Source organism: Phnomibacter sp. (assembly GCF_036803085.1).
Classification (GTDB): domain Bacteria; phylum Bacteroidota; class Bacteroidia; order Chitinophagales; family Chitinophagaceae; genus Phnomibacter.
The window spans coordinates 1-13,619 of sequence record NZ_DAIRUZ010000010.1; the positions used below are offsets into that span (position 1 = coordinate 1).

At 46.3% G+C, this 13,619-nt stretch carries 8 protein-coding genes; 6 read left to right on the forward strand and 2 right to left on the reverse strand.

The window, feature by feature from the left end; all coding sequences use genetic code 11:
- Window positions 1-255 precede the first annotated feature (255 nt).
- On the reverse strand, window positions 256-1,002 hold the full coding sequence (locus tag V7Q13_RS16400; RefSeq protein ID WP_068248337.1) for a PmeII family type II restriction endonuclease: 747 nt from the start codon (window positions 1,000-1,002) through the stop codon (window positions 256-258).
- Window positions 962-1,840: a DNA-methyltransferase gene (locus V7Q13_RS16405; protein ID WP_333801752.1), complete on the reverse strand. Its 879-nt coding sequence runs from the start codon at window positions 1,838-1,840 to the stop codon at window positions 962-964. Before V7Q13_RS16405 ends, V7Q13_RS16400 begins: the two co-directional genes overlap by 41 nt.
- Window positions 1,841-2,257: 417 nt before the next feature.
- Between V7Q13_RS16405 and V7Q13_RS16410 the strand changes: the two genes are divergently transcribed.
- The 6 genes from V7Q13_RS16410 to porK all read left to right on the forward strand — a co-directional run bounded on the left by V7Q13_RS16410 (window position 2,258) and on the right by porK (window position 13,441).
- Complete coding sequence (locus tag V7Q13_RS16410; protein ID WP_333801753.1) at window positions 2,258-5,932, forward strand: CHAT domain-containing tetratricopeptide repeat protein; 3,675 nt, start codon at window positions 2,258-2,260, stop codon at window positions 5,930-5,932.
- Window positions 5,933-6,085: 153 nt separating this feature from the next.
- Window positions 6,086-7,846 (forward strand): BamA/TamA family outer membrane protein, encoded by a 1,761-nt coding sequence (locus V7Q13_RS16415; RefSeq protein ID WP_333801754.1) that lies wholly within the window; start codon window positions 6,086-6,088, stop codon window positions 7,844-7,846.
- A 55-nt stretch (window positions 7,847-7,901) separates the two neighbouring features.
- On the forward strand, window positions 7,902-8,840 hold the full coding sequence (locus V7Q13_RS16420; RefSeq protein WP_333801755.1) for a DUF4271 domain-containing protein: 939 nt from the start codon (window positions 7,902-7,904) through the stop codon (window positions 8,838-8,840).
- A 40-nt stretch (window positions 8,841-8,880) separates the two neighbouring features.
- Window positions 8,881-9,684: a uroporphyrinogen-III synthase gene (locus tag V7Q13_RS16425; protein WP_333801756.1), complete on the forward strand. Its 804-nt coding sequence runs from the start codon at window positions 8,881-8,883 to the stop codon at window positions 9,682-9,684.
- A 154-nt stretch (window positions 9,685-9,838) separates the two neighbouring features.
- On the forward strand, window positions 9,839-11,905 hold the full coding sequence (locus V7Q13_RS16430) for a thioredoxin domain-containing protein (protein ID WP_333801757.1): 2,067 nt from the start codon (window positions 9,839-9,841) through the stop codon (window positions 11,903-11,905).
- Between the two features lie 237 nt (window positions 11,906-12,142).
- Window positions 12,143-13,441, forward strand: coding sequence for a type IX secretion system lipoprotein PorK/GldK (porK, locus tag V7Q13_RS16435; RefSeq protein WP_333801758.1), 1,299 nt, complete (start codon window positions 12,143-12,145; stop codon window positions 13,439-13,441).
- Window positions 13,442-13,619 lie beyond the last annotated feature (178 nt).

The following is a 13,619-nucleotide window of genomic DNA, read 5'->3' on the forward strand; positions in this document are numbered from 1 at the left end:
CCTTTTCAATTCAGGTTTCATTGTTCCTTGTTTTGGCTTGGCATTGCCACTAACGAACAGGGCTTGGCGAAGTACGGGTAATAGAATTACGTCCGCCTCGGCAAACCGCTGCTGGGTTTTATTTTGTTATTGATGATAAGAACTAAAGCTCAATGTTATTCGTCAAGTTGGATATGAAGCCCAACAGAATTACCAAAAGTTGAAACACGGCTTACGTCTGCCCGTATTTTGCCAAACCTTTTGTTGCACGCCGTTTTATTTTTTCGGAGCTATAGTCGCTGAATTAAAGCGTACAAGTTTGTCCCAATCTATTGAACCGTTATCCATGCAAAATGTGTCTGCAAATTCTTTTGTAAATTTGTTTATCATTTGCGAATACGATTGAATGAAGTCGTCGTTTCGTTCTTTAGCTTGATGTCCTAACGGCTCTATGATTTTTGTATAAAGGTCTGTGTCACCCGAAACAAACTCCCAAAACTTTTGACCACAATACTTGAAATAGTCGCCTTTATCTGAATTGTTGTCCCTGCCATAGCAGCAACCGTTTACTGCTGTAATGTTGAGTTGTGAATTACTTGTACGAAGTGTCTTCTGTGCAGTTTTGAAGTCCGCCCGCATTTTACCAATTTGTGAACTGTTGCCCCAATTCGGGCCAGATTTTATAGTTACAATATAGCGAACACCGTCTTTGTCAAACTCTAAGTCAATACCGGGAATACCTGACTTACGACCGTCATATACTTTGCCGTTGATAAAAATTGCAAGCCCTTCAAGCCAATCACCGAAAATTGTTTCTTCCTGTGATGAAATAAATGCATCGGTCAAACTCTTTATAATATCCTGTGCTGTCAGAATATATTTTGCTTTAAAGAGGTAAGGATTTTTCTTTCCCAAAACTTTCCTCAGCTTCAAGTCATTCAGTCCGGCAATCCTTTTTTGGTGAAAGGTCCCGATGTTTTCTTCAACGTACTGCGTAACGTCTTTTAGATTTAGCTGTTTCATATTTTACTGTCGGCTCTAATAAATATAATTCCACTGGTTTAACTTGTTCTTTAACCATCTCATAGTATTCGGGAACTATGTCAATTCCAATTGAGTGTCGTTTCATTCTGTTGGCAACTAAAATTGTTGTTCCCGAACCCATGAAAGGGTCAAGTACTGTGTCTTTTTCTTTTGTAAACAGCTTCATAAACCATTCAGGAAGTTCTTCAGGAAAAGCAGCACTATGATTTTTGTTACTGCACTCTGTTGCTAAATGGAGAACATTAGTTGGAAAAGCTTTATCTCTTGTAAGCCAGTTTGAAATGTTTTTACCAAAACCGCTACCTACTTTTGAGTTATCTCTTATTTTATCTGTGTCGCTAAGATTTTTAAGCCTTGATTTTGCCCATTCACCCATTGGAACCATCACTTCCTCTTGATACATGTTAAACTTCTTATCCTTATTGAATTGCAGAAGTCTTTCCCATGCGTCACGAAAACGATTTGGCCATTTGCCAGGGTAACAATTCTTTTTGTGCCAAATAAATTCCTCTGTCCAAAGCCAACCCTGCTTACGCATTTCAAGAATTAATTCCATTACATAAACGCTACGTTCACCTTCAACAACTTTTTCCTTTATGTTAAGAATAAAAGTTCCTGTTGGTTTTAAAACCCGAAGAAGTTCTTTTGTTATTGGGAGAAACCATTCAACATATTTGTCGGGATGAATACCGCCATAAGTGCCTTTACGCTGGTCAGCGTATGGGGGAGATGTCACAATTAGGTCAACAGAGTTGTCGGGAAGTTTTTTGAGCATCGTTTTGCTGTCGCCTAAAAATAAATCTGTTCTTATCTCCATGATATTGTCCTGTTTGTACAAATATAAAGCCTTTGTCCCCTAATGCCAAAAATCTTAGTAATTTTAGGGCGTCACGGAAAATGGCGTGCAACACGTAAATATATGATACTATTTCCAAAAACGCCTAATGAAACATTATTGATTGTCAATGTTCTAGCGTTATACATTTTGTATTGTTATTAGTACAATCCACCCGGTTATACATTTTGTATTGTTGGTGCTACCAGTCAATCTTTTTTTATTTCCACCTGTCTAGTCATCTTCCGCTAGTCTTCCGTGTAGCCGTGTCACACCTGTCTTTATATTCAGCCGTCTGTATCCGGAATACCTTGCATAAAACCGCCGTTGGCTAATGAAGCTCACCGACAGCTGTAAGTTGTACCTTTCCTCTACTTACCTTTTTTAAAACGGCTGCTTATGAAAAAGCATTGGATGGCGTTGGCAACGGTACTGCTCTTGTCGCTGCTGAGTAAGGCGCAAACCTTTCAGCAGTTAAACGATCAGTTTATTGAGTTGTACCAGCAAGGCAAATACAAAGCCGCCATTCCCATTGGCGAAAAAGCCTTGCTACTTGCTAAAAAAGAATTTGGCGATGCCCACCTCAACTACGCCATTGCCGCCGAAAACCTGGCCAATGCGTATGACCACGATAATAACCTGCCGCCAGCCTTGCGCTATTTTCAACTGGCCAAAAAAACCTACACCACCGTAGCCGGAGAAGATATTATTGAAGTAGGCCTCTGCAACAATGCTATTGGCAATGTGTACCTGCGGCTGCCGGTGTACGATTCGGCCTTGCACTACTTTGTACAATCGTACAATTACTTCCTCAAGTATCCCGAAGATCAATACGACAATCTGGTAGTAGTGGCGGGCAATGTAAGTGAGGTGCTGAAAGTATTTGAATATACAAAAGACCTTGAAAATGTAAGCCGGACGATGCTGCCCGTGATAGAAAAAAAGGAAGGCAAAGCGAATGAGGCATACCTCAATCAATTGGTGAATCTGGTGGTAGCATTTCGCAACCAGCAGCTCACAGATTCTGCACTGCAGCGGCAGCGGCAGGTGGCAGTGTTATCCGAACAAGTGCATGGCAACATATCCGGCACGTACGCTACCATGCTCGATATGCTGGCTGATTTGCACCGTATAAAAAATGAGTTTGTAGTAGCTGAAAAATACCTTCTGCAAAGCCGCAACATCCGCACCCAACTTACCACGCCAGATGATTATGGCCAAGCTGCCAACTATCATATACTGGCCAACCTGTACGGCGATATGGCCCGCTTTGATCTAGCTGATAAATATTATGATTCATCGCTGCAACTGATACAACAAGCCGGATTGCAGGAAGATGATTTGTACACCACTGTGTTGCGCAGCAAAGCTTATACCGATGTAACGGCTGGCAGATTATTGCCTGCACAAAAAAACTTACTGCAGCTACTGGGTATTTATGAAAAGAAATATGGTAAAGAATATTTGAGCAGTGCAGAAATATTGGTAACGCTTGGCAATGTAGAATATCAAATCAATGCACTGTCGGCGGCTATGGCTCATACCACACAGGGGCTGGCTATCAGTACCAAATATTCGGGCCCAGAAACGAGCCTTGCTGCTACAGGCTACGAAGTGCAGGGCCTCATCAAACACAAAATGGGTAGCAGTGCAGAGGGCTTGATGCTCTGCGAAAAGGCACTCGCTATCAATAAAAAAATATTTGGTGAGCTGCATGCTAACACGGCTTCCACTTTATCCAATCTCGGTCTCATTTATCATGAAACCGGCGACTATGCAGCGGCTGAAAAAGTGCTGCGCCAATCATACATCATCCGTCAGCAATTGCTGGGTTACGATCATCCGCAGTGTGCCATTGCCATGAATAACCTGGCATCAGTGCTCATTATGCAATCGAGGTTTGTGGATGCAGATAAGCTGCTGGCTGCCAGTATTGAAATTTTGAAAATGCGGGGCATGCTTTCTTCCAATATTGCCCTTACTACCATCAACAATGTAGCGCTGCTGATGGAGCAGCAAAATGATAATGCCACCGCCACCAAATTATACGAGCAACTGCTCACCATGATTCAACAAGACAGTGTGCAAAACAGCACCGTGCTAGAAACAGTGTTGAGCAATCTTTGCCAAAACAACATGAACCAGGGCAAGTACGATGCTGCTTTGAAGTATGGCCGGGAGGCAATGGCATATACTACCAAAAGCAGCGGCAAAAACTCACTGGGTTACATTCGGGCAGGCAATAATTGTATGGTAGCTCACATGAAGTTGCAGCAATACGATGCCGCAAGAGCCATGGCCAAGGAACTGGAAATCATCACCAAAAAAACATTGGGCGATTCTGCAGAAATGCTGGCGAAAATTTACAGCAATCTGTCGTCGTTAGAAGCACAAACAGGAAGCTTGCCAACCGCCATTCGATACCTGCATCAATCGCTGCAGTTACAAACTGCCAATTATCAAAAAAACCTGTATGCCCTCAGCGAAAAAGATCAGGTAGCTTATTGGCAACAGCAAGCGTACATTTTCCAGTTGTTTCCATCGCTCCTGTTGGCTACAGCTGCACCAGATACCGCCATGGTTTCTGCCATGGTTAATCAACAATTACGGTTGAAAGGATTCGTACTGAACAATGCGGCCGGTGCTTTAAAAAAAGCCCGCAGCATTAATGACCCGCAGCTGCAGCAAATGCTGGACGCATGGCAAACATCCCGCACTTTGTACATGCAGCAATCGGCACTGCCGATGGAAGAACGCACTTACTCAGCCGACAGCCTTGGCATTTTATCGAACAACCTGGAGCAGGCCATCAACAGAAAAGCAGGACAAAATGTGTTGGCTACACAAAGTGCTGTAACGTGGCAGCAGGTACAGCAAGCATTGCAGCCCGGTGAAGCAGCGGTTGAGTTTTTGCGCTATCCAAAATTTGGCAGCAACAACTACACCGATACCATTTACTTCGGTGCCATTGTTATTAAAAAGAATGGCCCGCCTGTGTTGCTGCCATTGGGTACAGAAAAACAAGTTCAGTGGTGCATGAGTGGTGGCAACAGCAATAGTAAAGAAACGAATATCAGCAAGCTGTACCGAAGCCGCATTACCAGCAAGCAAACCAATGCGCCGGTGTTTACTGGTGATAGCTTATACAACCTCATTTGGAAGCCATTGATGCCGCAATTGAAAGGGGTGAAAATTGTAAGCTTTGCACCCGATGGTTTGTTGCACAAAGTAGCTTTTGCTGCATTGCCTTTGTCGGCCAATGCATTGTTGCTCGATAGCTTTCAGTTGCAGCAGTATTCTTCGGTGCGACAGCTTGCAACGCAAAAAAATGCAAGTGCTGCATTGGGTGCGGCAGTGTTGCAGGGCTATGCCAATTTCGACGCTGGCAGTGCTCCTGCCAGCAGCGGTGCGTGGCAAACATTGCCAGGCACCAAACAAGAAATTGAAGCGCTTCAGCTATTGCTAACAAGCAAAGGCCTGAAAGTAACGGTTGATACAGGTATGCAGGCTACAGAAGAAGCATTTAAAAAACTGAATGGTAAGGCGCCTGCTATACTGCACATTGCTACACATGGTTTCTTTTTGCCCGATCCGCCGGCTGGTAATGCTGCTGATATTTCTCAGTCAGTTGTGTTTGGGCAAAACAGTTTTGCCCGTTCGCAAAACCCGTTGATGCGCAGCGGTATTGTGATGTCTGGAGCCAACAAATACTGGTCGGGCGAAAGCGTGGCTGGCAGCAAAGATGATGGCATACTAACGGCGTATGAAATAGCACAAACCAACCTGCAAGGCACACAGCTGGCAGTGCTGAGTGCCTGCGAAACAGGGCTGGGCGATGTGCAGGATAGCGAAGGTGTGTTTGGCTTGCAAAGGGCACTCAAAATGGCAGGTGTAAAAAACATGCTGCTGAGTTTGTGGCAGGTACCCGATGCAGAAACCATGGAGCTGATGCAACTGTTTTATACGCAATTGCTGCAAGGTGCTACGCCGCGTAAAGCATTTTACCAGGCACAGCAAACCATGCGGGCCAAGTATCCGCCATTTTCGTGGGCGGCATTTGTGCTGATGGAGTAAAGACGCTACTGATTACTTAGATGCTTTGAGAATTTACACTGGATTGAATCCGGAAAAACTTGCATAAAAGTATATCGGTGGGTGAGAGCACCCGCCGATATAACAAATATGCATCTCCACACAATATCTCCCCAACCCTGTAGTTTTACAGTCATGCTATTGCGGAAATGGATATTGCTGTGTGGGTTATGTATGGCGGTGGTGGCCGGTTGGTCGCAGCAGCGTTATGTCCTGCAGTTTCATGCAGTAGATACTGTGCTGGCCAAAGGTTTGAAAACACAGTTTGCCAGCAAAGCATTGGCCCTGCAATATGTGGCCCAGCTACCGGCGCAGTTACTGGGCAAAGGCTACCTCGCTGCCAGTGTCGATTCGGTAGCCGCCGATAGTAGCATGGCACAGGTATGGTTGTACCAGGGGCCGCAGTATAGATGGCAAGAACTTCGCATGGATTCAGTAGCCACTTATTGGTGGCAACATGCCGGGGGCAACTCACAGCAAGCCACTGCCTGGTCGCCCGATAGCATTCAACGCAAGCTCGTAGCACATCTTGCCGATGTTGGTTATCCATTTGCATACGCCAGTTGGGATAGTGTGCAGCTACAGCAGCAATGGATCAGTGGCTTGTTGCATTTGCACACCGGCCCGCTGTACAAAATTGATTCCATACAGCAAACGGGCAAGCCAAGGTTGCGCCCCAATTATTTGTACAAGTATCTCAATATGCAGCCCGGAATGCCCTACAGTCAGCAAACGATTGACGCAACAGATGCCCGGCTCAATGAACTATTGTTTGCTCAGCCAGCGCAACCTTCGCAATTGCAGATGCTGGGCACTGGTAGTGTGCTGCAAGTGCAGCTGCAACCACGGCGCAGCAACGTCATCAATGTGCTGCTGGGTGTAATGCCGCAAAGTGTACAAACACCCGATAGCAAAGCCATGATTACCGGCGATGTGCAAATACTGCTGCGCAATGCTTTTGCCGGCGGCGAAACACTCGGCATCAATTGGCAACAGTTACAATACAAATCGCCCCGCATCAACCTGCAATATGAACAACCTTTTGTGTGGGCGAAGGCGGGTGTAGAAACGAAATTTGATCTACTAAAAAAAGACACACAGTTTTTAAACCTGCAGTTTCGGTTGGGCATTCCCTACCAAATAGACCGCTATCAAACAGGCAAAGTATTTTACCTGCTGCAACAAAACACCGTGGGTTTTGCCGATACCAACCGCATTAAGCAAACACTGGCCCTGCCCGATATTGCCGATTTCAGCATTCATCACATTGGAGCAGAGTGGGGGTACAACAATACAGATTACCGTTTCAATCCACGGCGGGGTACGCAAGTATTGCTCACGGCCATGGCGGGTATCAAACGCATTCGGCAAAACAATGAAGTGGTGAGCATTCAAGACCGCAACCGGCCGGGCTTCAAGTATGCATCACTTTACGATACGGTAAAAATGAAAACGCATCAGCTGCGGTTGAAGGCGCAACTGGCCCGGTTTTTTTCGTTGGGCAATTTTTCGGTATTGAAAACATGCTTGCAGGCAGGCTGGTTGCAAAGTGGTAGTTACTACCGCAACGAGTTGTTTCAAATTGGCGGCAATAAATTGCTGCGGGGTTTTGATGAAGAATCTATTTACGCCAGCGATTATGCGGTGGCCACGGTAGAGTACCGCTACCTCACGGGGCAAAACAGTTTCTTGTTTGCATTTAGCGATTTTGGCACCGCCGCCTACAAAGACCAAACAAGATCCTTTCGCCATCAGTATTGGGGGGCAGGGCTTGGGCTCAATTTGGAAACCCGCAACAGTCAGGTCAACATCAGCTGGGCGGTGGGCCAGCGCCACGATCAACCGCTGAACCTGCGCCAATCGAAGATCCATATTGGTTTTGTCAACTTTTTCTAAACAGCAGAAAAAACGCCAACGCTGCGTACCGTGGCCAACGGTATTTTTGCCGCGAATGAAAAAAGCAGCAGCAATAGGATGGATGAGCATGTTGGTATGCAGCATTTGCTGTTGTCTATCGCTATCTGCATGGTCACAACCAGCAGTAGGCGATACACTGCCCACAACATCCGCAGTTGATACCGCTGCACAAGTGGCCGATACCTTGCCTGCAATAGTGGCCCCACCGCCACCCATAATGGTACAGCCAGATACTTTGTTGCCGTACTTCTATCAATTGCATCCGTTGCTCCCCATTCAATCGCCGGTTATTTACCGCCTCGAAACAAATTTTGAGCCGCCCCAGCAAGACCGGGTGTTTTATTGGCTGGCGGGTTTGCTGTTGCTCTTGGGCATCATTCGTATGGGTTTTGCCAAATACTTTACTGATCTCATCCGCATTTTTACCCATACGGCCATTCAGCAAAAGTCGTTGCGGGAGCAGCTGGTACAAAACCGCCTGGCATCGCTGCTCATGAACCTGTTTTTCTGTTTATCGGCCGGTACTTTTTTGTATCACCTGGCTTTTTACAAAGGCTGGTTACCTGCCAATATGCTGTGGTGGAAAATGCTGTTGCTCTGCATTGGTTTTATAGCTGCTGTCTATATCGTTAAGTACATCAGCACTGCATTGAGTGGTTGGCTCTTTGGCTATCGTGAGCTGGCAGAAACCTACAACTTCATGGTGTTTCTGGTAAATAAAGTGGTGGGCATTTTATTGCTCCCTGCCAGTGTAGCACTGGCTTTGGGTGTGCCTGCCTTGCAATCGGTGCTGTTGGTGGTAAGCCTTTTTGGCGTGGCATTTCTGTTTTTGTACCGCTATGTTTTGGCCATGCCATTGCTGCGCCAACATGTCCGTATTATCCCCATGCATTTTTTCCTTTACCTTTGCGCCTTCGAAATCATCCCTGTCCTTATAATTTATAAGGTGATGTTATCGATGATAAAAGGATAGGAAAGATTTAAAAGTTTAGAACAAGCAACCGTGTGAACACATGAGCACAAAAGGAGCGAAAAGCGGCACCAAGGCCACCAAACAACCCCTGCAAATTCTCATTACCCAACCTCGCCCAACCTCGGAAAAGTCGCCTTATTTTGAGTTGGAAAGGAAACATGGTGTACTGCTCGAATTTCAGCCATTCATTGTATTGGAAGCCATACCTGCAAAGGAGTTTCGGCGTCAAAAGATTGACATCTCTTCATTTACGGCAATCATTTTTACCAGCCGGAATGCTATTGATCATTTCTTTAGGATGTGCGAAGAAATGCGCCTGACCGTGAGTCAGGATACCAAGTATTTCTGCATTACTGAAGCAGTGGCCTTGTACTTGCAAAAATTTATTTTGTACCGCAAGCGAAAAGTTTTTTATGGTGCCGATGGTACCAACAAAACTTTGTTTGATGTCATCAACAAGCACAAAGAGAACGAACGCTTTTTGTATCCCTGCAGCGAAAACCAGCAGGACAATGACATTGTAAACTGGCTCAAGAATAATAAGGTAGGATTTGAAACCCCTTACATGTACCGCTCTGTAAGTGCCGATGTAAAAGGCCTGTTGACAGAAAAGCATTTCGATGTGATGTGCTTTTTTACCCCCAGTGGTGTCCGCAGCCTGTTCGACAACCTGCCTGAATTTACGCAAAACGGCACTTTCATTGGTGGCTTTGGCGGCAATACCCTCAAAGCTATTGAAGAAGCCGGTTTGGAGTTGCAAATAAAAGCACCCACGCCAGAGTCGCCCAGCATGATTACTGCTCTCGATCGTTTTTTAGCGGAGTACCTAAAAACTAAAAAATAACGCACCTGTATGGGGGCAGTTCTTTTTCACTTTTAAAAGAGAAATGCACTCTGCCATCATCTTCTTATAAAAAGCCGGCCGCTGTGGCCGGCTTTTTTCTTTTTTCACAATAGCGGGCAGCTGCGCAGGTACATCTTTGTAGTAAATACAATGTATGGCCAACCGCTTAGCACAAGAATCGAGTCCGTATTTGCAACAACATGCCCACAACCCGGTAGATTGGTATCCGTGGGGGCAAGAAGCATTGGACCGGGCCTTGGCAGAAAATAAACCCATCCTTATCAGCATTGGCTACTCGGCCTGCCATTGGTGCCATGTAATGGAGCGGGAAAGTTTTGAAGACGCGGCTACCGCAGATATCATGAACCGTCATTTCATCAACATTAAAGTAGACCGCGAAGAACGCCCCGATCTCGACGGAGTGTATATGGATGCCGTGCAGGCCATCAGCGGCAGTGGTGGCTGGCCGCTCAATGTTTTTCTTACGCCCAACGCATTGCCTTTTTATGGTGGCACTTATTTTCCTCCGGTACGGGCTTACAACCGCAGCAGCTGGCGGGAAGTATTGCATGCCATCTCCTCCGCATGGAAAGAAAAGCCCCACGAAATTCTATCGCAGGCAGAAAACCTGACAGCGCATTTACAAAATGCCAACCTTTTTGGCAATAGCCAAACAAGCAACGCCGGCATATCGGAAGAAAACCTGCTGACCATGGCGCAGCAGTTGCTCAAAAGTGCCGATACAACCTGGGGGGGATTTGGTCAGGCACCCAAATTTCCGCAAACCATGACGATTGGTTTTTTACTTCGGCAATTTCATTTTCTACAACAAAAGAAGGACACGGCCAGCCTGCCATTTGCGCCAGCAGACCTGCTGAAACAAGCAGAACTGAGTTTGCAAAAAATGATGGCAGGTGGCATTTACGATCATTTGGCCGGCGGCTTTGCCCGCTACAGCACCGATGCCCGCTGGCTGGCACCGCATTTCGAAAAAATGCTCTACGACAATGCCCTGTTGGTGGGGGTACTCAGCGAGGCTTACCAACTTACCCGCAAACCTGCGTATGCACAGGTCATACATCAAACCATGCGGTTTGTGCAGCAGGAGTGGCAATCGGCCGAAGGTGGTTTTTACAGTGCTTACGATGCCGATAGTGAAGGCGTGGAAGGAAAATATTATACCTGGTCGAAAACTGAACTGGAAGCTGTGATTGATGATGCAGAAGCGGCCCGTTTGTTTTGTGCCGTGTACGATGTATCGGAACATGGCAACTGGGAAGCGACCAATATTTTGTGGACACCCGTTGCAGTGGAAGAAGTTATTGCTGCTTCTGGCTGGGAAGCCGATGCTGCCCATGCTTCGCTTTCCGAAAGCCGTGAGAAGCTGCTGGCCCATCGCCAGCAGCGCATCAAGCCACTGCTCGATGATAAAAAGCTCCTCAGTTGGAACGCCATGATGATTGAAGCCAGTTGCAAGGCTTGGGCCGCTACAGGGGAAATCAATTATTTGGCCATGGCCGAAAAAGCCGCCGCCTTTATTGAACAATACATGCGTCATGAAGACGGAAGATATTTTCACAACGAGAAAAACGGATTAGCCCAAAACCCGGTCTTCCTCGATGATTTGGCCTGTTATGTATCCGCACTGTTGTGGTTGCAGGCCTGCACGGGTAATACCGACTATCTGCAGAATGCGGGCCGCATTACCGAACTCATTTTCCGCGACTTCAGCGATAATGAATCCCCGTTTTTCTTTTTTACCCCGGCATGGCAGCAAGATATTATTGTACGCAAAAAAGAAACCTACGATGGCGCTACCCCTGCGGGAAACAGCGTAATGGCCAGCAATCTGCTGCAGTTGGGCATTTTGTTCAACCGTACAGAATGGACGGAAAGAGCCATCAACATGCTGGCGTCGGTGCAGCAAGCAGTAAACCGCTACCCCAATAGCTTTGGCAACTGGGCTATGTGCCTGCAAACGCAAGTGTACGGTATGCACGAACTGGCAATTGTAGGGCCCCATGCCAGGCAAATGGCTGCGGAAGTATTGGGCAGTTTTATCCCCAACAAATTGGTACAGCAATCGGTTATGCCTTTGGATAACTGGCCATTACTGGCTGGCAAACCTGCTACCGGCAATACCCTTTTGTATGCATGTAAGCAGTACACCTGTCAGCAACCTGTAAGCAGTGTGGCGGCATTTTTGGCTACACTACAGTAAAAACGCTGACATTCGTATGAGCAAAGTGGCAAAATGTTTTGCTTTTGCTAAAAAAAAATGGTGCAACATATACTTTGGTGCAATTTTTGACGTTTGACTGCGTTACAGTATCCACAGGTGTGAGCAAATGCATGCACCCGTGGCATATCGGAAACAATATTTTGCGAGGGTTGGGATGCTAAATACCATCAATGAATCCCTACTTTTGGCGCTTAATAACCCTGGTTATTAGATAAAATGAAACGACACCTCATCCAACTTACAGCCCTGTTTGTGCTCATCCTTAGTGTAATGAGCTGCGGCAAACTCGGAAAATCGAAAGGCCTGCCAAATGATGGGCAGGTTCATGGCGTAGCTCCAGCTGCCAAGCCAGGTCTTACACGTCCTATTGGTATGGTATTTGTACCACCGGGCACCTTTCACATGGGCCCTAGCGACGAAGATGTTTCTTATGCGCTGACAGCCCGCAACAAGCAGGTATCTATTCAGGGTTTCTGGATGGATGCTACCGAAATTACCAATAACCAGTACCGCCAGTACGTGTTTTGGGTGCGTGATTCTATCGCAGCCAAAATTCTTGGCTACGTGAAAAACGTAGATGGTATTGACTATATCGATTGGGCAAAAGCCAAAACCATCAAGTGGGGCGATAAAGCCACTATTGAAAAATTGGATCCCATGATTATTCCTCCGCCAGACCGTATTTATGGCAAGAAGGAAATCGATCCGGAGAAGATTGAATATCAGGTGGAGTATTTCGACCTGAAAGAAGCTGCTAAAAGAGAAAACAAGGGCAAGCCCCGCAGTACTTTCCTCGTAAAGTACAAGGAGAAAGCTTACCCCGATACATTGGTTTGGATGCGTGATTTTAGCTATAGCTACAACGAACCCATGACCAAAAAATATTTCAGCCACTTTGCTTTTGGCAACTACCCTGTGGTTGGTGTAACCTGGAAGCAAGCCACTGCTTTTGCCAACTGGCGCAGCACCTACCTCAACACTTGGTTGGATAGTAAAAAGAAAGGCACTGAATCAGATTTCCGCCTGCCTACCGAAGCACAGTGGGAATATGCAGCCCGTGGAGGCCGTTCGCAAGCTCCATTCCCATGGGGTGGTATGTACCTGCGCAACCGCAAAGGTTGTATCCTCGCCAACTTTAAGCCCGGCCGTGGCAACTATCCCGAAGATGGTGGTTTCTACACCGTACGTGCCGATGCATACTGGCCCAACGACTTTGGTTTGTACTGTATGTCTGGCAACGTAGCCGAATGGACATCTTCACTCTACTACGAAGGCAGTTATACTTTCCAACACGACATGAACCCTGACATTCGCTGGAATGCTAAAGACTCTGACCCTCCACGCATGAAGCGTAAAGTGGTACGTGGTGGTAGCTGGAAAGATGTAGGCGCAGCGCTTCAAACTGGTGCCAGAGCTTACGAATATCAGGATACAGCAAAATCTTATATTGGTTTCCGTACTGTTATTGACTTGCCCGTGTTTGGTCAAGGCGGTAAAACACAGAAGCTGAAATAAGTATCTGCAATGAATACAATAGGCAATATGTAATTGTCCGGGTAGCATAAAAAAAGTACTACTCGAAACATTGGTGTACTGCTTTTTTATGAAATGCGACAACGATGTTTTTACACGGTGCCAGTGGCTGGAAAACTATCACCGTTATTACCTCAAACACCTGAAACTACCTTGCCAA

What these genes read in the sequence shown, in the direction of transcription:
- V7Q13_RS16410 (WP_333801753.1), top strand. Translation starts at nt 2,258, where the DNA reads ATGAAAAAGCATTGGATGGCGTTGGCAACGGTACTGCTCTTGTCGCTG.
- V7Q13_RS16400 (WP_068248337.1), bottom strand. Translation starts at nt 1,002, where the DNA reads ATGAAACAGCTAAATCTAAAAGACGTTACGCAGTACGTTGAAGAAAAC.
- V7Q13_RS16430 (WP_333801757.1), top strand. Translation starts at nt 9,839, where the DNA reads ATGGCCAACCGCTTAGCACAAGAATCGAGTCCGTATTTGCAACAACAT.
- V7Q13_RS16415 (WP_333801754.1), top strand. Translation starts at nt 6,086, where the DNA reads ATGCTATTGCGGAAATGGATATTGCTGTGTGGGTTATGTATGGCGGTG.
- V7Q13_RS16405 (WP_333801752.1), bottom strand. Translation starts at nt 1,840, where the DNA reads ATGGAGATAAGAACAGATTTATTTTTAGGCGACAGCAAAACGATGCTC.
- porK (WP_333801758.1), top strand. Translation starts at nt 12,143, where the DNA reads ATGAAACGACACCTCATCCAACTTACAGCCCTGTTTGTGCTCATCCTT.
- V7Q13_RS16420 (WP_333801755.1), top strand. Translation starts at nt 7,902, where the DNA reads ATGAAAAAAGCAGCAGCAATAGGATGGATGAGCATGTTGGTATGCAGC.
- V7Q13_RS16425 (WP_333801756.1), top strand. Translation starts at nt 8,881, where the DNA reads ATGAGCACAAAAGGAGCGAAAAGCGGCACCAAGGCCACCAAACAACCC.